The organism is Sphingomonas sp. R1, assembly GCF_025960285.1.
Lineage (GTDB): Bacteria > Pseudomonadota > Alphaproteobacteria > Sphingomonadales > Sphingomonadaceae > Sphingomonas.
This window is the reverse complement of record NZ_CP110111.1, coordinates 1,710,359-1,729,570: the sequence shown is the minus strand read 5'-3', so window position 1 is coordinate 1,729,570 and position 19,212 is coordinate 1,710,359. Positions and strand designations below refer to the sequence as shown.

At 67.2% G+C, this 19,212-nt stretch carries 25 protein-coding genes; 14 read left to right on the top strand and 11 right to left on the bottom strand.

The window, feature by feature from the left end; all coding sequences use genetic code 11:
* The first annotated feature begins 4 nt into the window (after positions 1-4).
* From OIM94_RS08405 to queE, 5 genes are all read left to right on the top strand, one after another.
* Positions 5-385: a hypothetical protein gene (locus tag OIM94_RS08405; protein ID WP_264609609.1), complete on the top strand. Its 381-nt coding sequence runs from the start codon at positions 5-7 to the stop codon at positions 383-385.
* A gap of 156 nt (positions 386-541) precedes the next feature.
* Entirely contained in the window at positions 542-1,468 is a 927-nt protein-coding gene (locus OIM94_RS08400) for an Hsp33 family molecular chaperone HslO (RefSeq protein ID WP_264609608.1), read from the top strand.
* A gap of 79 nt (positions 1,469-1,547) precedes the next feature.
* Positions 1,548-1,973, top strand: coding sequence for a hypothetical protein (locus OIM94_RS08395; RefSeq protein ID WP_264609607.1), 426 nt, complete (start codon positions 1,548-1,550; stop codon positions 1,971-1,973).
* Between the two features lie 147 nt (positions 1,974-2,120).
* On the top strand, positions 2,121-2,813 hold the full coding sequence (gene queC, locus OIM94_RS08390; protein ID WP_264609606.1) for a 7-cyano-7-deazaguanine synthase QueC: 693 nt from the start codon (positions 2,121-2,123) through the stop codon (positions 2,811-2,813).
* On the top strand, positions 2,810-3,442 hold the full coding sequence (queE, locus tag OIM94_RS08385) for a 7-carboxy-7-deazaguanine synthase (RefSeq protein WP_264609605.1): 633 nt from the start codon (positions 2,810-2,812) through the stop codon (positions 3,440-3,442). The genes queC and queE overlap by 4 nt, the downstream gene beginning before the upstream one ends.
* Before the next feature lie 44 nt (positions 3,443-3,486).
* Here queE and OIM94_RS08380 read toward each other — a convergent pair whose 3' ends face one another.
* The 3 genes from OIM94_RS08380 to lipB all read right to left on the bottom strand — a co-directional run bounded on the left by OIM94_RS08380 (position 3,487) and on the right by lipB (position 5,318).
* Complete coding sequence (locus tag OIM94_RS08380) at positions 3,487-4,140, bottom strand: hypothetical protein (protein ID WP_264609604.1); 654 nt, start codon at positions 4,138-4,140, stop codon at positions 3,487-3,489.
* 204 nt (positions 4,141-4,344) lie between these two features.
* A complete protein-coding gene (locus OIM94_RS08375) occupies positions 4,345-4,569 on the bottom strand; it encodes a hypothetical protein (protein ID WP_264609603.1) in 225 nt (74 codons plus the stop codon).
* A 104-nt stretch (positions 4,570-4,673) separates the two neighbouring features.
* On the bottom strand, positions 4,674-5,318 hold the full coding sequence (lipB, locus tag OIM94_RS08370) for a lipoyl(octanoyl) transferase LipB (RefSeq protein ID WP_264609602.1): 645 nt from the start codon (positions 5,316-5,318) through the stop codon (positions 4,674-4,676).
* Positions 5,319-5,418: 100 nt separating this feature from the next.
* Between lipB and OIM94_RS08365 the strand changes: the two genes are divergently transcribed.
* Together OIM94_RS08365 and OIM94_RS08360 are read left to right on the top strand one after the other, a co-directional pair.
* Positions 5,419-6,240, top strand: a complete 822-nt coding sequence (locus tag OIM94_RS08365) for a hypothetical protein (protein WP_264609601.1) — start codon at positions 5,419-5,421, stop codon at positions 6,238-6,240.
* On the top strand, positions 6,237-6,980 hold the full coding sequence (locus OIM94_RS08360; RefSeq protein ID WP_264609600.1) for a hypothetical protein: 744 nt from the start codon (positions 6,237-6,239) through the stop codon (positions 6,978-6,980). Before OIM94_RS08365 ends, OIM94_RS08360 begins: the two co-directional genes overlap by 4 nt.
* Here the strand turns inward: OIM94_RS08360 and OIM94_RS08355 are convergent.
* From OIM94_RS08355 to OIM94_RS08345, 3 genes are read right to left on the bottom strand one after another with little or no spacing between them, the layout of a single operon-like run.
* Positions 6,947-7,543 carry a GNAT family N-acetyltransferase gene (locus OIM94_RS08355; RefSeq protein WP_264609599.1) on the bottom strand — a complete coding sequence of 199 codons (597 nt, stop codon included), beginning with the start codon at positions 7,541-7,543 and terminating at the stop codon, positions 6,947-6,949. The two genes, OIM94_RS08360 and OIM94_RS08355, sit on opposite strands and share 34 nt — an antisense overlap.
* A 4-nt stretch (positions 7,544-7,547) precedes the next feature.
* Positions 7,548-8,390 (bottom strand): oxygen-dependent coproporphyrinogen oxidase, encoded by an 843-nt coding sequence (gene hemF, locus OIM94_RS08350; protein WP_264609598.1) that lies wholly within the window; start codon positions 8,388-8,390, stop codon positions 7,548-7,550.
* Positions 8,387-8,830 carry a tRNA (cytidine(34)-2'-O)-methyltransferase gene (locus OIM94_RS08345; RefSeq protein ID WP_264609867.1) on the bottom strand — a complete coding sequence of 148 codons (444 nt, stop codon included), beginning with the start codon at positions 8,828-8,830 and terminating at the stop codon, positions 8,387-8,389. Before OIM94_RS08345 ends, hemF begins: the two co-directional genes overlap by 4 nt.
* Before the next feature lie 204 nt (positions 8,831-9,034).
* On the opposite strand from OIM94_RS08345, the gene petA reads away from it, so the two are divergent.
* The 6 genes from petA to OIM94_RS08315 all read left to right on the top strand — a co-directional run bounded on the left by petA (position 9,035) and on the right by OIM94_RS08315 (position 14,291).
* Positions 9,035-9,619, top strand: coding sequence for a ubiquinol-cytochrome c reductase iron-sulfur subunit (petA, locus tag OIM94_RS08340; RefSeq protein ID WP_264609597.1), 585 nt, complete (start codon positions 9,035-9,037; stop codon positions 9,617-9,619).
* Between the two features lie 12 nt (positions 9,620-9,631).
* Positions 9,632-10,921 carry a cytochrome b gene (locus OIM94_RS08335; RefSeq protein ID WP_264609596.1) on the top strand — a complete coding sequence of 430 codons (1,290 nt, stop codon included), beginning with the start codon at positions 9,632-9,634 and terminating at the stop codon, positions 10,919-10,921.
* Between the two features lie 14 nt (positions 10,922-10,935).
* Positions 10,936-11,772, top strand: coding sequence for a cytochrome c1 (locus OIM94_RS08330; RefSeq protein WP_264609595.1), 837 nt, complete (start codon positions 10,936-10,938; stop codon positions 11,770-11,772).
* Positions 11,772-12,314, top strand: coding sequence for an adenine phosphoribosyltransferase (locus OIM94_RS08325; RefSeq protein WP_264609594.1), 543 nt, complete (start codon positions 11,772-11,774; stop codon positions 12,312-12,314). Before OIM94_RS08330 ends, OIM94_RS08325 begins: the two co-directional genes overlap by 1 nt.
* A gap of 80 nt (positions 12,315-12,394) precedes the next feature.
* The gene (locus OIM94_RS08320) at positions 12,395-12,727 is read left to right on the top strand and encodes a hypothetical protein (RefSeq protein WP_264609593.1); all 333 of its coding nucleotides are present in this window, start codon (positions 12,395-12,397) and stop codon (positions 12,725-12,727) included.
* A gap of 244 nt (positions 12,728-12,971) precedes the next feature.
* Entirely contained in the window at positions 12,972-14,291 is a 1,320-nt protein-coding gene (locus OIM94_RS08315; RefSeq protein ID WP_264609592.1) for a methyl-accepting chemotaxis protein, read from the top strand.
* 24 nt (positions 14,292-14,315) lie between these two features.
* Here OIM94_RS08315 and OIM94_RS08310 read toward each other — a convergent pair whose 3' ends face one another.
* The 5 genes from OIM94_RS08310 to OIM94_RS08290 all read right to left on the bottom strand — a co-directional run bounded on the left by OIM94_RS08310 (position 14,316) and on the right by OIM94_RS08290 (position 18,708).
* Positions 14,316-14,681 (bottom strand): hypothetical protein, encoded by a 366-nt coding sequence (locus OIM94_RS08310; protein ID WP_264609591.1) that lies wholly within the window; start codon positions 14,679-14,681, stop codon positions 14,316-14,318.
* 108 nt (positions 14,682-14,789) lie between these two features.
* Positions 14,790-15,239, bottom strand: a complete 450-nt coding sequence (locus OIM94_RS08305) for a MaoC family dehydratase (protein ID WP_264609590.1) — start codon at positions 15,237-15,239, stop codon at positions 14,790-14,792.
* A 42-nt stretch (positions 15,240-15,281) separates the two neighbouring features.
* Entirely contained in the window at positions 15,282-16,553 is a 1,272-nt protein-coding gene (locus OIM94_RS08300; protein ID WP_264609589.1) for an ectonucleotide pyrophosphatase/phosphodiesterase, read from the bottom strand.
* Positions 16,554-16,613: 60 nt separating this feature from the next.
* Positions 16,614-17,984, bottom strand: a complete 1,371-nt coding sequence (locus OIM94_RS08295) for a hypothetical protein (RefSeq protein WP_264609588.1) — start codon at positions 17,982-17,984, stop codon at positions 16,614-16,616.
* Between the two features lie 4 nt (positions 17,985-17,988).
* The gene (locus OIM94_RS08290) at positions 17,989-18,708 is read right to left on the bottom strand and encodes a glutaredoxin family protein (RefSeq protein ID WP_264609587.1); all 720 of its coding nucleotides are present in this window, start codon (positions 18,706-18,708) and stop codon (positions 17,989-17,991) included.
* A gap of 97 nt (positions 18,709-18,805) precedes the next feature.
* Between OIM94_RS08290 and OIM94_RS08285 the strand changes: the two genes are divergently transcribed.
* The gene (locus tag OIM94_RS08285; RefSeq protein ID WP_264609586.1) at positions 18,806-19,204 is read left to right on the top strand and encodes a MerR family DNA-binding protein; all 399 of its coding nucleotides are present in this window, start codon (positions 18,806-18,808) and stop codon (positions 19,202-19,204) included.
* Positions 19,205-19,212: the final 8 nt, after the last annotated feature.

The following is a 19,212-nucleotide window of genomic DNA, read 5'->3' as shown; positions in this document are numbered from 1 at the left end:
CGTCATGCTGGGCATCTGTCTCGTCGCGCCGCTGATCATGGGCAGCTGCTGGGGGACGGCCAAGGAGGTCTATTTCGATCAAGTCTTCGCCGGCTGCTACGGGAGCGGGACCGGGCCGCATCTCTGGACGGACCCGCTGGCGCGGGGCATCGGCACCTTCGATGGCGTTTCGCGCGAATTTGTCGCGCGAATCGGTCGCGATCGGAAGGTCATCGCCTGCACCGCGCGCTGGGCAGGATGGATCATCGACACCGTACCCAGCCGCACAGTGGACGCACCCTGCGCGCTGAGGGTAACGGTTGGCGGGGCGGGGCTGTACCCGGCCCGCCATGAGGTGAGCATCGAGCGCGAAACATGCTCCGGCACCTTTGCCGGCGGCGACTGATCGCCATCGGGGTGGGGTGAAGGGGCGTCACGCCCGGCACATTGTTTCCCGCCGCGAAACGCCTATTTACACCTTCGAACCCAGACAATGCGTTCGTCCGGAACGCGCGAAGTCCTCCCGACTTCTCGCGGCCAGGCCGAATGCCGGAGACTTGCCGTGACCCACCCCGTTTCCGCCGCCGATCTCGATCGCGTGACCGGCTTTGCCATTCCCGAGCGCCATGTCCGCGGCCGCGTCGCGCGGCTGGGGCCGGTGTTGAACGAGATCCTGTCGGCCCATGCCTATCCGGCGCCGATCGAGAAGCTGCTCGCCGAAGCGCTGACCCTCACCGCACTGCTCGGCAGCACGCTCAAGGATGCCGAAGGGCAGATGACGCTGCAGGCGCAGACCCAGCGCGGCATCGTCAGCCTGATGGTATGCGACTACAAGAACGGCGAGCTACGCGGCTATGTGCAGTTCGATGCCAAGCGGCTGAGCCAGCTCGGCAAGAATCCGTCGCTCTCGGCGCTGTTCAACGGCGGCTATCTGGCGGTGACCTTCGACCAGGCGCTCACCAACGAACGCTATCAGGGCATCGTGCCGCTGGAGGGCGCCTCGATCGCCGAGGCGGCGCAGAGCTATTTCCTCCAGTCGGAGCAGATCCCGACGCTGGTGCGGCTGGGCGTGCACAAGGACAAGGCGACCGGCAAGGTTATCGCCGGCGGCCTGTTCCTCCAGCATCTGCCCGAGGGCGAGGTGGGTCGCGAGCGGCTGCACGTGCGCCTCGACCATCCCGAATGGCAGCATGTCGAGGCGCTGGGCGGCACGATGGGCGCCGACGAGCTGGCCGATGCGGCGATTCCGCTGGAAGGGCTGGTGTGGCGGCTGTTCAACGAGGAGGCCGAAGTACGCATGCTCGCCGGGCATGATCTGTCGCGCGGCTGCCGCTGCGGGGCGGACTATATCCATCAGGTCCTCGCCAAATTCCCCGAGGAGGAGCGGGCGGCGATGGCCGACGAGGGCGGCGTGATCAAGGTCGATTGCGCCTTCTGCTCGAAGCAGTTCCCGGTAGCACTTGCCGATTTCGTTCCGCCGTCGTTGTAAAGCCGTAATTCTCCTCCGATATGGGATCGGCGGACGGTGCCGTGGGAGCGGCGCCGTCCCCGTTAGGGAGTTTGAACGGGTGAACAAGCGGGTGGTGTGGATGGCGGTGGCCGGGCTGGCGCTGGCGGCGACGGGCGCGTCGGCGCAGCAGCGTCCGGGTGCCGCAGCGGCGGCGGCGCGGCCGGTGGACGTGCCGGCGATCAACCTGATCCAGAAGGGCAAATGGGCGGCCCGCGACAGCGAGGGCAACGAGCGCGTGATGTGCGTGCGCGATCCCTATCAGATCCTTCGCCCCGAGAAGATCACCACGCCCTGCCAGAATGTGGTAATGGAGAGCGCTGCCAGCCGCGCGACGGTGCGCAGCGTCTGCACCGGCCATGGCACGATGCTCACCCGCATCATTACCGACACGCCGCGCCAGGTGACCGTGGAGATGCAGGGCGTGATCGACGGCCAGCCCTTTTCCGAAACCTATGATGCCAAGCGTATCGGCGACTGTTCCTGAGGCGCTTGGTTACCATTCGTTAACGGATCGCGGGTAGAAGGAAGGGGTGCCAGGGAGGTGTCTCTCCCTGGTTTGGTTTTCCCATTTCTATCCTTATCCGGCCGTCCCTTCGGGGGCGGCCATTTTTTTGCCGACGAAAGTCCCTAGATGGCCCCGATGACTCAAAGCATCGCCATCGCCCTGGTTTCGGGCGGACTCGATTCGATGGTGTCGGCCGCGCGTGCCCGCGAGGACGGCCATCGCCTGCTCGCGCTCTCCATCGACTATAATCAGCGCCACAAGGTGGAGCTGGACGCCGCCGCGAAGATCGCTGCCATGCTCGGCGCCGAGCGACATGTCGTCCTGCCGCTCGACCTGCGCGCCTTCGGCGGCTCCGCCCTCACCGCCGATATCGACGTGCCGAAGACCGGGGTCGGCAGCGACATTCCTGTCACCTATGTGCCGGCGCGCAACACCATCTTCCTCAGCCTCGCGCTCGGTTGGGCCGAGGCCGCGGGCGCACGGGACCTGTATATCGGCGTCAACGCGCTCGATTATTCGGGCTATCCCGATTGTCGCCCGGAATTCATCGCCGGGTTCGAGAAGCTCGCCGAACTCGCGACCAAGGCGGGCGTGGAGGGGCAGCCCTTCCGCATCCAGGCGCCGCTCCAGAGCATGAGCAAGGCCGACATCGTCCGCGAGGCGGCGCGGCTGGGGCTCGATGCGGGGATGAGCTGGTCCTGCTATGATCCCACGCCCGAGGGGCTGCATTGCGGGCTGTGCGACAGCTGCCGCCTGCGCTCGCGCGGGTTCGAGGAAGCGGGGCTGCCCGATCCGACCCGCTACGCCACCCGGCCATGAGCTACGCTGTCAAGGAAATGTTCCTCACCCTGCAGGGCGAGGGTGTGAATGCCGGCGCGCGGGCGGTGTTCGTCCGCTTCGCCGGGTGCAACCTCTGGTCCGGCCGCGAGGAAGATCGTGCGAGCGCCGTGTGCCGCTTCTGCGACACCGATTTTGTCGGGATGGACGGGCTGGGCGGCGGCCGCTTCGAGGACGCGGCAGCGCTGCTCGATGCGGTGGAGGGGCATTGGGGCGCCGGCCGCGAGGCACGCTTCGTGGTGCTCACCGGCGGCGAGCCGATGCTGCAGGTGGATGATGCGCTGGTCGACGAGCTCCACGCCCGCGGCTTCCGCATCGCGATCGAGAGCAACGGGACGTTGCCGGTGCATGCCGGCATCGACTGGGTGTGCATCAGCCCCAAGGCGGGTAGCGTGGTCGTCCAGCGGGCGGGCGACGAGCTCAAGCTGGTCTGGCCGCAGCCGGGCACGGATCTGGAGGCGATCGAGGGCTGGGATTTCTCCCACTTCCTGATCCAGCCGATGGACAGCCCCGAGGCGGAGGCCAATACCCGCGCCGCGATCGCGCTGGCGATGGCGCGGCCGCGCTGGCGCCTGACGCTGCAGACCCACAAGATGCTGGGCCTGCGCTGACGTTTCACGAAAAGGGGTGGCGTCGGCGCCACCCCCTGGCGCCGTCAGCGGCTGACCGCCCCGCACTTGCGGGCGTCATATTCGCCCTTACGCCAGCATTTGTCGTCGCCGAAAGGCGGCAGCGGACGCAGCACCGGCCAGACGAAGGCGACGCGGCGGGTGCGGAAATATTGCTCGCCCCAGGCCTTCAGGCTGGCGCGCAGCTCGCCCATCCGCGCTACCGCGACATCGGCGAGCTTGCCGCGCGGCGCGAACACCGCATCCTGGCCGATTGAGGCAGCCGTCTGGCAGAAAGACAGCTGGCCAGAGACGGTGGAAAAGCTGGAATAGACACGCGTGCCGAACCGGTCGAGCTCGGTCTGTCCGGCCTTTTTCGTCTTGGCGACTTTAGTGAAATATTTCTCAAGCGTATCGTAGGAATTTTTCAGCTCGACTTCGTGGTCTTCGAGCAGGGCATTGTAATGGTCGAGTGTCAGCAGGGTCGGCTCGAACTGACATTGCAGTGCAGCAACATTCAGGGCCGCGCGCAGATTCCACAACAGCGCCGCGCGCAGCTCCACCGGCGTCGCGCCGGGGAGGCCCGGGCCGATGATGCCGGGTTCGGTGCCGGTGACCGGCGGACCGGAAAGATCCACCGGCTTGAAGAAGAATTGCGCCGAAGCAGGCGCCGAAATGCACAATGCCGCGAGGGCCACCATGCCCAAAGTGATACGCCGAGCGAGCATCCCGTCCTCTTGATTACGCTATGAGGAACGTTCGTTAGGGCCTTTCGATTCGCCGCCCAAGCCCCTTTTTTCGCGGAACGGCGATATGCGACGGACCGTCCCGGGGGACGGATCCGAAACGAAAAGGGCCGCCCGGTCGCCCGGACGGCCCCTTCGTAACACGCCGAAGCGCGATGATTACATCGCGTTCGAAGCGTTCATCGTGCCGTTGTCGACGACGGCGTTGTCGGCCGGCGCAGCAACGTCAACGTTGGTCACCGAAGCGTCGGTGGTGTTTTCCGGAGCAACGACTTCGGTGGTGTTGTTGACGTTGGTGGTCTCGCTGCTGGTGCACGCCGAGGCCAGGAGGGCCGCACCGGCGATCATCGAACCAGCAACGATCTTCGAAAGGACTGCACGCATGTAATAGCTCCCTAGATAATGGATTTGGACGACGGTTGTACGCCGTTAATACCCAAACCGTGCTGGACATTAGACGGTTCGGGGGACACCCTCAAGACTCGAATTTATCCCGCGCAAGCCAGAGCGTCCAAAAATGGCAAAAATGTGGCGTCGAGGGCGGCGTCAAATCGGTCCGGCGCAATCGGCTTGCCCAGTTTGGCAGCGCTGGTGACCGGAAACTCGGCGATTCCGCAAGGGACGATGCCGGTGAAATGGGTCAGGTCGGGATCGAGGTTGATCGCGAAGCCGTGCAGCGTCACCCATTGCCGGATTCGCACCCCGATCGCGCCGATCTTGGCCTCAACGCCCTGGTCCAGCGTCCAGATGCCGATCCGGCCCGGCGCGCGGAACGCCTCGATCCCGCATTCGCCGAGCGCAGCGATCACCCAGCCCTCGATCGCGTGGACATAGTTGCGCACGTCGCGCCGCCGCTCGCGCAGGTCGAGCACGACATAGCCGATGCGCTGGCCCGGGCCGTGATAGGTGTAGCGCCCGCCGCGCCCGGTACGGTGGACGGGAAAGCGCGGATCCAGCATCTCGGCCGGGTCTGCGCTGGTGCCTGCGGTATAGACCGGCGGGTGTTCGAGCAGCCAGACGAGTTCCTGCGCGGTGCGGGCGGTGACCGCCGCGGCGCGCGCTTCCATGGCGGCATGCGCCTCGGCATAGTCGATCGGCCGGGGCTCGACCCGCCATTCGATGGTTTCGTGCATGATCGCCGCCGCTTGCGCCCTTCCGGCGCGCAAGGCAAGCATTGGCAAGGGCAGGGGGCGCGGCTAACACCCCGATCCCCTCTCTCAAGGACATGGCCATATGGCGAAACTGGGAACCGTCTGGGAACGCGCGACGGAATTCGCCGGCGAGCGCGCCGGAGCGCTGGCGCCGATCGCGCTGGCCGCGTTCGTCGTGCCGAACGCGGCGAGCAGTTGCCTCGGCGCGCTGGCGCCCGCTCTGCCGCCGGCCACGCGGATGGCGCTGGCAGGCATCATCCTGCTGCTGTCGGTGGTCACTTTGTGGGGTTCGCTGGCGGTGATGGCGCTGGCCACGGGCGAGCCCGGCACGGCGTCTGCCGCACGGCTGGCGACGCGGCGGCTGGGCCCGGCGCTGCTGGTGTCGATCGTGCTCGGGGTCGTGGCCGCGCTGCTCGCCGCGCCGCTGCCCGCGATCCTGCTGGCGCGGGGCTATGACGTGGTCGCGCTCGCCGCCGGCCAGACCGGCAATGTCGTGATCGATCCCCAGACCTCGAGCATGGTCGCGCTGTATATGCTGGTGCTGTTGCCGGTGGGATTGTTCCTGTTCACCCGGCTGGTGCTGGTGAGCCCGGTCGTTCTGCGCGAAGCCGTGTCGCTGGGGGCGATCCGTCGTTCCTGGGTGCTGACGCGCCGGCATGGCTGGCGGATCTTCGGGACCTTGCTGCTGTTCGTGGTGATCGCCGGCGTGGCGCAGCTTGCCGCGCGCAGCGTCGCCGGCAGCGTCTTCGCCTTGCTGCTCGGCGGCGGCGACGGGCTGACGACCAGCTTCGCGCTGACCGCGATCGTCACCGCCTGCGTCCAGGGCGTGGTGATGCTGCTGCTCGCCGCCTTCCAGGCCAAGCTCTACGCGGCGCGCATCGCCGAAACGGTGCCCGCGGCATGACCCTGCGCCTCGCCGATCTCCTTGCCGATGCCAAGGCGCTGTGGCAGCGCGAGCGCACGCTGGTGCTGCCGGTGGCCGGCATGTTCTTCCTCGTGCCGCTGTTGGGCGTGGTGCTGCTGATGGCGCCGCATGTGGCGCAGTTGCCGGACTTCGCCGATCAAGCAGCCCTTGGGGCATTCTACAACCAGTTCGTCCAGGCGAATCTGGTGCCGCTGGCGCTCGCCTATTTCGGATTCGACTTCGGCCTGTTCGCGCTGCTCAGCCTGTTCCTGCAGGGGAATGGGCGCACGCTGGGGCAGGTGTTGGCGTTGGCGCTGCGGCGCCTGTTCCCGTTTCTGGTACTCGAACTGGTGGTCAGCCTGGCGGTGCAACTCGGCCTGTCGCTGTTCCTTGCCCCCGGCGTGTTCCTGTTCGCGCGGACCTGGCTTGCGGCGCCCGCCTATGCCGCGCGGCCCGAGGCGGGGTTGATCGACGCGTTCCGGCAGGGCTGGGTGCGCAGCAGCGGGGTCACCTGGCTGCTGCTCCTACTGATCGCGGCGATGGTGTTCGTGCTCGGCATCGTCGCGATCGGCGTGTCGAGCATCGTCACCGGCCTGATCGCGGGGGCCGCGGGCGGCGGCGTGGTGCCCGAGCTGGTCGGGTATCTGGTCCTGTCGATTGTCGGCGCGCTGATCTGGACCGCGCTCGTGGTGCTGCGCGTCGCCGCCTATCGCGCGACCGGGCCCAGGCAGGGGATATGAGGGGCCAACTCGCGCGGTAGCACGCCGATCAGGCGGGGATCGGGGAAGGTTTCGATCGTCCGCTGATAAGGCAGGAAGCCGTGGCGGCGGTAGAAGCCCAGCGCGGCCGGGTGATCGAGCGTGCAGGTATGCACCCACACCCGGCCCACGTCCTTGCGCCAGGCAAAGGCGAGCGCCTGCACCATCAGCCAGTCGCCATGGCCCTTGCCGGTGATCTCCGGCACGAGTCCGACATAGGCGAGCTCGCAGGTTGCCGGGGTACGGAAATCCAGCTCGAGCATGCCCAGCTCGACGCCCGCACGATCCACGACCGCGTAGACCATCACCGCCGGGTCTTCGAGGATGGCGCGCAGCCGCGCCTCGTCCATCACCAGCCGCGAGTACCATAGCCATGGCCCGCCGACCCGGCGGAACAGCGCGCGATACTTCTCGCTCTCCGGTGCCGGCCAGTGGACCAGCCGGAACGGCGAGGGTGGCATCGGCCGGGGCCTGGGGCGTTCGCGCATCTCCAGCGCGGTGACGATGGTGGCGAGGTGATCGTTCGCGACCGGCAGCAGCCCCATGGGTTCAGCTCCAGGCGGCCATCGGCGGGAGGCTCATCAGGATCGCGTCGACATTGCCGCCGGTCTTGAGGCCGAACAGCGTGCCGCGATCGTAGATCAGGTTGAACTCGGCATAGCGGCCGCGCCATTCGAGCTGCCGCTGGCGATCGGCATCGTCGAACGGCTGGTGCATCCGCCGGCGCACCAGCTGCGGATAGACCTCGAGAAAGGCGCGGCCGACATCCTGGGTGAAGGCGAAATCCGCCTCCCAGTCGCCTTCGAGATGATCGTAGAAGATCCCGCCGACGCCCCGATGCACCTGGCGGTGCGGGATGTAGAAATAGTCGTCAGCCCATTTCTTGAAGCGGGGATAATAGCTGGCGTCGTGCGCGTCGCACGCCGCCTGCAGCCGCGCGTGGAAGTCGGCCGTGTCCTCGGCATAGGGAAGCGGCGGGTTGAGGTCCGCGCCGCCGCCGAACCAGCGCTTGGTGGTGGTGAGGAAGCGCGTGTTCATGTGCACCGCGGGCACATGCGGGTTGGCCATGTGCGCGACCAGGCTGATGCCGGTGGCGAAGAAGCTGGGATCCTCGCCCGCGCCGTGGATGGTCTTGGCAAAGTCGCCCTCGAAGGCGCCGCCGACGGTGGAGACGTTGACGCCGACCTTCTCGAACACGCGGCCCTTCATCACCCCGCGCACGCCGCCCCCGCCGGGCGCGCCGGTCGCATCGGTGCGGTCCCAGGCGAGATAGTCGAACGAGGCGTCCGAGCCCGCCTCGCGCTCGATCGCCTCGAACGCGGCGCAGATCGAATCGCGCAGGCCCTCGAACCAGGTGCGGGCGCGCTGCTGCTGTTCGTCGAGCGTGATCACTGCGGGAATCCTTCGGTCTGGCGGAGCGCCTCGGCCAATCCGATGCCCGTTGCGACGGCGAGGTTCAAGGAGCGGACCTCCGGCCGGAGCGGTATTCGCACTGCAGCATCCGCTCGCGCGTGCACAAAATCCGGCACGCCGCTGCTCTCTGCGCCGAACAGCAGCGTGTCGCCGGCCTCGAACTGCGCCTCGGGCAGGCGGATGCCGCCGCGGGTGGTGAACAGCATCAGCCGGCCCGGCACGCGCGCCTCGAACGCCGCCCAGTCGGCGTGGCGGATGGTCTCGGGTGCATAGTCCATTGCGGCGCGTTTCCGGGCCCGATCGCCCCAGGGAAAACCCATAGGCTCGATCAGGTCCACCGCCACCCCCATGCAGGCCGCGAGCCGCAAGATGGTGCCGACATTTCCAGCAATTTCAGGCTGGAACAACGCAATCCGAATTGTGGAGCTGGAAGTCATTTTGCAGTGCAACATTAAGGCCTTGGAGACAAGAATATGAAAAACCCTGTTGGCAAAGCAGCATTGCGCCGTCTATCAAACTTGTATCAGCCGCCGGGTAACCGGCAGGCACTGGGCTTCGTTTCGTCCGCGTTCCTCTCTCCGCGGCTCTTTCGCGGAAGTGTTCCGAAGTGCAAGGGCTAGAGCATGGCAACGTTTGAAGAAGGCGTTACTCCCGAACAAACCGTAGGCCCTGGCGGCGAAATCCTCGAGAATCCCCGTCGTCGCGATTATCTCCTCTACGCAGCCCCTGCCGTCGCGGCGGTGGGCGCCGGCGTGGTGGTGCTGCCGCTCGTCAATTCGATGAACCCGTCGGCCGACGTGCTCGCGCAGTCGACGACCGAGGTGAATCTCGCCGCGATCGAGCCGGGCCAGGCGATCAAGGCCAGCTTCCGCAAGCAGCCGCTGTTCGTGCGCAACCTCACGCCGGCGGAAATCGCACAGGCCGATGCGGTGCCGGTCTCGAGCCTGCGCGATCCGCAGACGCTCGACCAGCGCACCAAGGAAGGCCACAAGAACTGGCTGATCACGCTGGGCGTGTGCACCCATCTCGGCTGCGTGCCGCTGGGTGCCGGCGAAGGCGAGAGTCGCGGGCCGTTCGGCGGCTATTTCTGCCCGTGCCACGGATCGGCCTATGACACGGCCGGCCGCATCCGCCAGGGGCCGGCCCCGAAGAATCTCGAAGTACCAAAATATAATTTCACGTCCGACACGGTCGTCGTTGTTGGGTGAGGAGAGACCTGGATGAGCTTTCCCTGGGCGCGCCATTACGAGCCGAAGAACCCGGTGATGAAGTGGGTGGACGATCGGCTGCCGCTGCCGCGGTTCGTCTATAACGCGATCGGTGCCGGCTATCCGGTGCCGCGCAACCTGAATTACTTCTGGAACTTCGGCATCCTCGCCGGGCTGTCGCTGGTGATCCAGATCGTGACCGGCATCGTGCTGGCGATGCACTTCCACAGCTCGGCCGCCGGGGCCTTCGATTCGGTCAACGGCACGATCATGCGCGACGTGAACGCGGGCTGGTTCCTGCGCTTCGCCCACGCCAACGGCGCCAGCATGTTCTTCATCGTGGTGTACATCCACATCTTCCGCGGGCTCCACTACGGATCGTACAAGGCGCCGCGCGAGATGGTGTGGCTGCTCGGCGTCGTCATCTTCCTGCTGATGATGGCCACCGCCTTCATGGGCTATGTGCTCCCCTGGGGGCAGATGAGCTTCTGGGGCGCGCAGGTGATTACCGGCTTCTTCTCGGCGATACCCGTGGTGGGCGACTGGATCCGCGTCTGGCTGCTCGGGGGCTACGCCCCGGATGACGCGGCGCTCAACCGCTTCTTCTCGCTCCACTATCTGCTGCCCTTCGTGATCGCGGGCGTGATCATCCTGCACATCTGGGCGCTGCACATTCCGGGTTCGAACAACCCCACCGGCGTGGAGGTGAAGGGCGAGCAGGACACGGTGCCCTTCCATCCCTATTACACCGCCAAGGACGGCTTCGGGGTCGGCATCTTCCTCATCCTGTTCTCGACGCTGATCTTCTTCTACCCGGATTATCTGGGCCACCCGGACAATTACATCCCGGCCAACCCGCTCTCGACGCCCGCGCACATCGTGCCCGAATGGTATTTCTGGCCCTTCTACGCGATCCTGCGCGCCTTCACCGCGGACTTCATCCTGCCGGCGAAGCTGTGGGGCGTGCTGGCGATGTTCGGCTCGATCCTGCTGCTGTTCTTCCTGCCCTGGCTCGATCGCTCGCCGGTCCGCTCGGCCAACTACCGGCCGATGTACCGCGTCGCTTTCTGGGTGCTGGTCGCCGACGTGCTGATCCTCGGCTGGTGCGGCGGCTCGCCCGCGGAGCCCGTCTATGTGATCACCAGCCAGATCGCGGCGGCCTATTATTTCGCGCACTTCCTGATCATCGTGCCGATCATCTCGCGGATCGAGACGCCGCGCCCGCTGCCCAACTCGATCACCGAAGCGGTGCTCGGGAATGAAGGCGGCTCGCGCATCACCGCCACCGCGGCGACGGCATAAGGGGGCCGGGGACCATGACGTCGATCTTCTTTCGCTCGATCAAGTTCCTGATCGGCCTCGGCTTCGTCTTCGTGCTGCTGCTCGCGTTGCTGGGCAGCATCACGGGCCTGATCAAGGAGCCGCCGAAGCAGACGGCCGAACAGGCGCTGCACAAGCATCCCAAGGAGCTGGACCTGCCCTCGAACGGGCCGCTCGGCAAGTTCGATACCGGACAGCTCCAGCGCGGGTTCAAGGTGTACAAGGAAGTCTGTGCGGCGTGCCACTCGCTGCATATGATCTCCTTCCGCAACCTCAAGGACCTGGGCTATAGCGACGCGCAGGTGAAGAAGATCGCCAAGGAATGGGCGATGAAGCAGCCGGTGTTCGACGAGAAGGCCGGCACCTGGGGCGAGCGTGACAACATCCCGTCGGACCATTTCCCCAAGGTCTATTATGCCGGCACCGGCAACCCGCCCGACCTGAGCCTGATCACCAAGGCGCGGCATGACGGCGCGGCCTATGTCCACTCGCTGCTGACCGGCTATGGCGAGAAGCCCGATCCTGCGGTCGCCGCCAAGTTCCCGGAGGCGATGAAGACGCCCGAGGGCATGCACTTCAACCCCTATTTCGCGAATCTCAACATCGCGATGCCGCCACCGCTCACCAGCGAGGGCCAGGTCCAGTTCGACGACGGCACCCGCGCGACGGTGGACCAGATGGCGAAGGACGTGTCCGCCTTCCTCGTCTGGACCGCCGAACCGACGCTGCAGACGCGCCACATGGCGGGCGTGGCGGTCGTGATCTTCTTGCTGTTTGCCACCGTGCTCGCCTATGGCGCGTACCTCACGGTTTGGCGCGGCATGAAGCATTGATGGACACCCAGCAGAACGACGACATTCGCAGTCGCATTCGCACGATCCCCGACTTTCCGAAGCCGGGGATCCTTTTTCGTGACATCACCACGCTGCTGCTCGATGCCGAGGGGCTGAAGCTGACCATCGATCGCATGGCCGCGCAGGTGGAAGGCCCGGTCGATCTGGTCGCCGGCGTCGAGGCGCGCGGTTTCCTGTTCGGCGCGGCGCTCGCGGTGCAGCTCGGCACCGGCGTGCTGCTGATCCGCAAGGACGGCAAGCTGCCCGGCGCTACCGTCGCCGAGGATTATGCGCTGGAATATGGCACCGATCGCATCGCCATCCATGCCGATGCCGTGGCGCCCGGCGCGCGCGTGCTGCTGGTCGACGACCTGATCGCCACCGGCGGCACCGCACGGGCTGCGGTGCGACTGCTGCGCAAGGTGGGCGCCGAGGTGGTGCAGGCCTCGTTCGTCGTCGATCTGCCCGACCTGGGCGGCGCGGACGCGCTGCGCAGCGACGGCATCACCGTCTCGTCGCTCGTCGCCTTCGAAGGGCACTGAGCGGAACTCCTGCCACTACCCATGCGATTGCGCTGTCGGGCGCGCATGGCTTCCATGCGCGCCGGGTAAGGAGCGTAACCATGCACATGGGTGTAAAGACGATCCTCGGCGCGGCGCTGCTCGGCGGTGCGGCGGCGCTGGGGGGCTGCGCAGACGATGGCTATGGCTATGGCGGCTCGCGCGTGGCGGTTGGCTATAACGCCGGCTGGGGTAATCCGTACTGGGGCTGGTACGACGATTATTATTATCCCGGCACCGGCGCCTATGTGTACGACCGCTATCGCCATCGCCACAATTGGAACGACGGCCAGCGCGCCTATTGGGAGCAGCGCCGCGGCAGCTGGCGGGGCGACCAGCGCTGGCGCAACAACTGGCGCGACTTTCGCGGGCGCCCCGGCGGGCGGCGCCGCTGATCCGGTCCATCCCGGCGCAATAGCGCTGGGAGGTCGGTCGCTACGCAACAAGAAGATGCCACCGATTCCTCCGAAAGAGCTCGCGCATGGCAAGTCGTTCGAGCATCGACATGCCGGACATTTTCGCGCGTATCGGGACCTTGCAGCGGAGACTTAGGTAAAACTACCCAGAGGTGAAGTCACACCACGCCCTTCGCTGCGTCGTCTATGATGAATGGACGAAAATAGATGCGGAGGGCGTGGGGTGCACTGGTTCAAGGCGAATGCGCCGATTCGACTGAAGTTGCTGCTCGCCTTCGGCCTCTTCGTCGTATTGCTCGGCTTCGCCACATTGGCCCAGGCGACATTGCCGCCGCCTTATGCGCTGGAAGCGGATGGCGGCCTGACCGTCCTTGCTCTGGTCAGCGCCTGGTGGCTGCGCGAGGCGATCGCGGTGCCCTATGTCGCCACTGTGGTTCGCATGGAGGGCCTCGCTGCCGGAGACCTATCCAGCCCGATCGCCCATACCGACTATACCGATTGCGTGGGCCGCCTCACGCGCGCCATGGAAGGCTTCAAGCGCGCGGCGGAGGAGCAGATTCAGCTCAATGCACTGGCCAGGGAGCATGCCGCCGTGGTGCGCGGCATGGCCACCTATTTCCAGCGCCTTGCCGATGGCGACCTCAGCGCGAAGATCGTCGAGGCCTATCCCGACGAATTCCGTGACCTGAAGGACGGCTATAACGGCGCCATCGAACGCCTGCGCGATCTGATCGAGGCGCTGATGGACAGCACCCAATCGATCGAGACGGGCAGCCGCGAGATTGCACAGGCCTCGAGCGACTTCGCCCGTCGCACCGAGCAGGCGGCCGGCGAACTCAGTCAGACCGCCGTGGCGGTGAAGCAGATCACCGGCAGCGTGCGCGAGACCGCCGTCGCGGCCGATCAGTCGCTGGCGGCGACCGACTCCGCGCGCACGGCCGTGACCGAGGGGCGCAATCGCACCACCGCGGCGACGGTGGCGATGGACGCGGTGACCGAAAGCTCCCGTGCGATCGACGGGGTCATCGAAGGTCTCGAGAAGATCGCCTTCCAGACACGCGTGCTCGCGATGAATGCCGCCGTCGAGGCGGGGCGTGCGGGCGAGGCGGGGCGCGGCTTCGCCGTCGTCGCTGACCTGGTGAGTGCGCTGGCGCTGCGGGCGGAAACCGAATCCGCCAGCGCCAAGGACCAGCTGACCCGCGCCCGCGACGAGATCGGCATTGCCGTCGCGGCAGTCGGCAAGATCGACGAGGCGTTCCAGGTGATCGAGGCGTCGACCGAAGACAGCGCCCGCCGCGCGGACGGCATCGCCCGCGCCAGCCGCGAACAGGCCCAGGCAACCCATGCCGTTTCGGGAGCGCTCAGCTCCATCGAGACGGGCATCCAGCAGAACGCGGCGATGGTGGAGCAGACCTCTGCGGCCACCACGCACCTGCTCCGCGAGGTGGAGGTGCTGAGCGGGCAGACCGGCGCGTTCAAGCTGGAGCGCGGCGCCGCCCGGCGGCGCGAGGCTACGCGGACACGGGCGCGGGCAATGGCGTAAGATCCGGCCGCCCTCCGCCCCGGCTCAGCGGGCGCGGGTGGCGTTCCAGTTGAACAGGAAGGTGCGGTGTTCGGCCCAGGTCTGGCCTTCCACCACCGCGCCGCGCAGGCAGGCGGCAGTGTGGTAGGGGCCCGTGCCGTCGGTGGTGCGGAAGCTGACACAGCTACGGCCGCGATCGGTCTTCCAGCGTCCATTCTCGATCGTGCTGTCGTAGAAGCTGCCCTGCACCGATCCGTCCGGCGCGAGGCGCAGCTCCATCGTCTTGCGATAGGGCTTGGCGGGATCGGTCGAGAGATCGACGGTCCAGGTTCCGGAGAGGGGCGGCGCATCCTGGGCATGCGCCGAGGCGGTCAGGCTGATGGCGGCACAAAGCAACAAGGCTGGGCGCATGGCGGCTCTCCCTGGCGGATGGTACGAGCGTAGCGCCGGAGGCGGCAATGTCCATATGGCTTGCGGCACCATGGCCAGCGGAGCGACCCCGCCCGCACGGCGCTTGCGTCAGCCGGCCTGCCGCCTTGCGATCAGTGCGTTGGCGATGAAGCTGAGCACGGGTTCGTCCTTCTGGTTGAACGTCGTCACCCGGCTGCGGACGATGCCCATTTCCGGCCGGCTTTGCGAGGCGCGCGCTTCCAGCACCTCGGTTTCGCAGCGGAGGACGTCGCCGGGGAACACCGGTTTCAGCCAGCGCAACTCGTCGACGCCCGCCGCACCGAGGCTGGCGATCGGATCGGCCTGATAGTGCGCCACCAGCATCGCCATCGTCATCGCGTTGGTGTGCCAGCCGCTTGCCGCCAGTCTCCCGAAATGCGTCTTGGCCGCCGCCTCGTCGGAGAGGTGGAAGGGCTGCGGATCATATTTGCGGGCGAAGTCGAGCACTTCGTCGCGGGTGACCTCATAGCGCCCGAACTGCGCCCGGTCGCCTGGCTGGATATCGTCGAACATGCGCATGACAACGAGTTTCAATCAGAAACTGGTGCCTGGCAAGCGGTTTCAGCGTGGTCGGAGAAAGTGGCGGAAGGGGGCGTCGTCCCCATCGACATCGGTGCGCGGGGGCAGGCCGATCAGGTCGCGCAGGAGCGGATAGACGTCGACATTGTCAAAGGCGGGCAGGGTGCCGTGGCGGAAGGCCGGGCCGGCGGCGACGAACAGCGCGGCCATGTCCGTCGACTGGTTGTCATAGCCATGCTCGCCGCGCGTATAGGGTGCGTCGGGCAGCTTCTCAACGATCATCCAGCGCGGTTCCGCGAGACAGAAGATCGCGGCGATGCGCGGGTTCGTCCCATAGCGGAAGCGCGCGGGGATGTCGGCCTTGCGCCAGCATTCCATGTGCGGATGGCGGCCGAGCAGCGTCTTTTCCACCAGCGCTTCCTGGCCTGCCGCCGGGTTCAGTGCGGCGAACGGCCCGGCCTCGATCAGGTGGTAGCTGTCCTTGGGCAGGCCGAGCGGGATGACGCGGATGTCGCTCGTCTCGGACATGCCGTGATCGGAAACCACGACGATGTTGGCAGGCTGGCGCAGTCCTTCCAGCCCCTCCAGCAGTGCGCCGATCTGCGTGTCGATCTCGCCCGCGGCCTGGGTCGCCTCGACCGCGTCCGGGCCATGGGCGTGGCCGACCGTATCGACCTTGTCGAAGTAGAGCGTGAGGAAGCGCGGGCGGCTGGCGGCCGGGCGGCGGAGCCAGTCGAGCACCGTGTCGACCCGCTGGCTGTCGCGGATCGCCTGGTTGTATTGCAGCCAGTCGTGGGGCCGCGTGCCCCCGGGATAGTCGCCATGGTCGGCCCGGGTTGCGGGGCTGCCCCAGGCGACGTTGGCGCCGGGCCAGAACACGGTGCCGGTGCGGATGCCCGCCTTCTCCGCCGCGACCCAGATCGGCTGCGCGGCATTCCACCAATAGGGGGCATCGCTGGCGGTGGTGAAGGTCTCGCCGGGGTGGCCGGCATCCTCCATGCGGTTGCCGACGATGCCGTGATGATCGGGCACCACGCCGGTGACCAAAGTCCAATGATTGGGGAAGGTCTTGCTCGGGAAGCTCGGCCGCATCGGCCCGGTGATGCCCTCGGCCGCGAGGCGCGCGAGATTGGGAGTGACGCCCCGCTGGAGATAGTCGGCGCGGAAGCCGTCGATCGAGATCAGGATCGTCACCGGCGTGCGCGCTTCCAGCGCCGCGGCGGCGGGCGGAGGCGGGGTCTGGGCCGGCGGGGTGGCACAGGCCTGGAGAAGCGCGACGAGCGCAGCGGCGGCGATACGGGAGGTCCAGCGCATGGCGGCTCCCATGCGCTGGATTTGTGTCGAGCGAAAGACCGGCACGCGCCGGCGACTACCCTACCGCCCCAGCGCGAACCGGGCAAACAGCGTGTAGCTTACCGGCGCCTTGCCGTAGGTCGCATCCAGCGCGCCCGGCTTGAGATAGGTCGCGACCGATCCGCCGAGGGCAAGCTCGGTCTGGTTGGCCAACGGGATGCGATAGGCATAGCCGCCCTCGAAGCGGGTCACTCGGAACTTGCGGTCGTGCAGCGGGGAGTCATGGTCCGGGAACAGCTCGTCATTGGCGACATTCTCCACCCGCCCGAACAGGCTGTGGCGGCGGGTGAGGTCCCAGTTCGCCTCGGCGGTCCAGGCGCTGAGCACGGGGCCCGGCAGGCGATGCTTCGCGGCATAGGCGACCATCGCGGAGACCGCACCGCTGCTGTAGTGGAGGCTGGCGGTAGTGCGCTGCTCGTCCTCGCCGGCATGCGTGACTTCGGGGCTCTTGAGATGCCCGGTCGAGACCTGCGCCACCCAATGGTCGGTCGGCGACCAGCTCGCGCGCACGCTCCAGCTGTCCAGCTTGATCGGATCGATGTCCCAGCGATGCTCGTCGGGCTCGCGGCCGTTGAACCACGATCCTTCCAGCTGCACCCGCCCGGCCTGCACGCCACCGGTGACGACGCCGTAGGTGATGTGGCTGCTGTCGAACCAGTGGTGCGCGATCGGCGACAGCGCGAAGTAGCGCGCCGAGCGGCGGTGCATGAACGCACTCGGCCCCAGCGCGGGTTCGGCGACCGGGCCGCCATAGAGGAACAGCTTGGTGTTCGGCGCGACCTGTGTGTCGATGCGCGCGCTCAGTTCCATGAACAGGTCGTGCGGGTGCTGGCGATCGACCAAAGGCTGGCCGCCCGCGGTCTCGCCGCTGGCGAACAGATTGGGGTAGCCGCGCTGGCCCATCGCCGGCTCCAGGCTGCCCATCGCGCGCAGCTGGAGCGTGGTGCCGTTGCCCCAGTCGCGCGTGGCGCTGAGCATCGCCATGGATTCGACGAATGCCGCATCCTCGCCACGTGGGCCGCCCTGATCGGTATAGACGCCCCACAGATAGCCATGCGCCATGACCATCCAGTCCCCATGGCTGAGCATCACGCCGCGCATCGGCCCGTCGGCCTGGGGCAGCAATGCGGTGCCCGAGCCGCCCGCGGCATGATCGGAGCCGCCCATCCGCATCATCGGCATCGGCCGGTCCGTCGGCATCCCGGGCATGGCGTGGCCCATCGCCGCATGATCCTGGGGCGTGGCGGGCGCGGGCATGGTGTGGCCCATCGCGGCATGATCCTGCGGGCCTGGGTCGGCCGGCATGCTTCCCATGTCGTGCATGTCATGGCCCTCCTGCGCGAGGGCCGGAACGGGGGCGAGCAGCGCAAGCGCGGCAACGAGAGTACGCAACGGATCAGACTCCCACTAGGGTGCGCGCGAGCATCCAGAGGCCCATCGCGATCATCATCAGGTTTTCGGTGAGGGACACGAAGCCGAGCGGCACATTGCTGTCGCCACCGACGCAGGCGCATTTCAGATCGCGCCGATCGACATAGACGGCCTTGAACACCGACGCCGCACCGATCCCGCCGATCGCCAGCGCCAGCGGGATGGACAGCCAGGGCAGCGCGTTGGCCGTCATCAGCAGTCCGGCGGCAGCCTCTGCCACGGGGTAAAGCGTCGCATAGGGCACCCAGCGGCGGGCAAGCAGGTCGTAGCCTAGGAACATCGTCGCGAAGCCGCCCACATCGCGCAGCTTCAGCATCGCCAGCAGGCACATCGAGAAGCTGACGAACCATTCGCCCGCGCGCACCGTGAAGGGCGTGGCGTAGACGGCATGGCTGGCGGCGAGCGCCATCAACGCGGCCATGGCGAACAGTGCGAATACGGGCCGATAGGTCTTCGCCTTGGGGTTGCGGACGGCAAGGCCGAGATGGCGGCGGAGATCGTCATGCCCGCCGATCCGCTGCTCGCCGATGAACACCTGCGGCGTGGTGGCGACGCCGTGCCGCGCCTTGAACGCGTCCGTCTCCTCGCGCGTGGTGAGATGGCGATCGTCGACCTTATAGCCGTGGCGCTTCAGCAGGTGCAGCGCGCGCAGGCCCCAGGGGCAGACATGCGTTCCCATCACCATGCGGTAGAGGATTGCGCTTTTGTTCGAGGCGGATGGCATCGGCTTCCTTTCGGTCCGCACCCCATATAGGGTCCGTACCATGGTACGGAGTCAAGCCATGTCGAACTGGACGATCGGAAAGCTCGCCGAAGCCGGCGGGGTGGGCGTGGAAACGGTGCGCTATTATCAGCGCCGGGGTCTGCTCCCCACGCCCGAGCGGGGCGGCGGGCCCGATGCGGGGGTGCGCCGCTACGGCGATGCGGCGTTGCGGCGGCTGCGCTTCATCCGTTCGGCGCAGGCGGCCGGCTTCACGCTGGAAGAGATCGGCGAGCTGCTCGAACTCGATGCGACAGATGATCGCGCCCGGGCGCGCGAACTCGCGCGGGCGCGGATCGCGGCGCTGGACGTGAAGATCGCCGAGCTGGTGCAGGCGCGCGAGGGGCTGGCGCGGCTGGCGCGGGAGTGCGGATCGGGCAGCGCGGGGCCGTGTCCGATCCTCACCGCCTTCGAGGGCTGAGGAGGCCG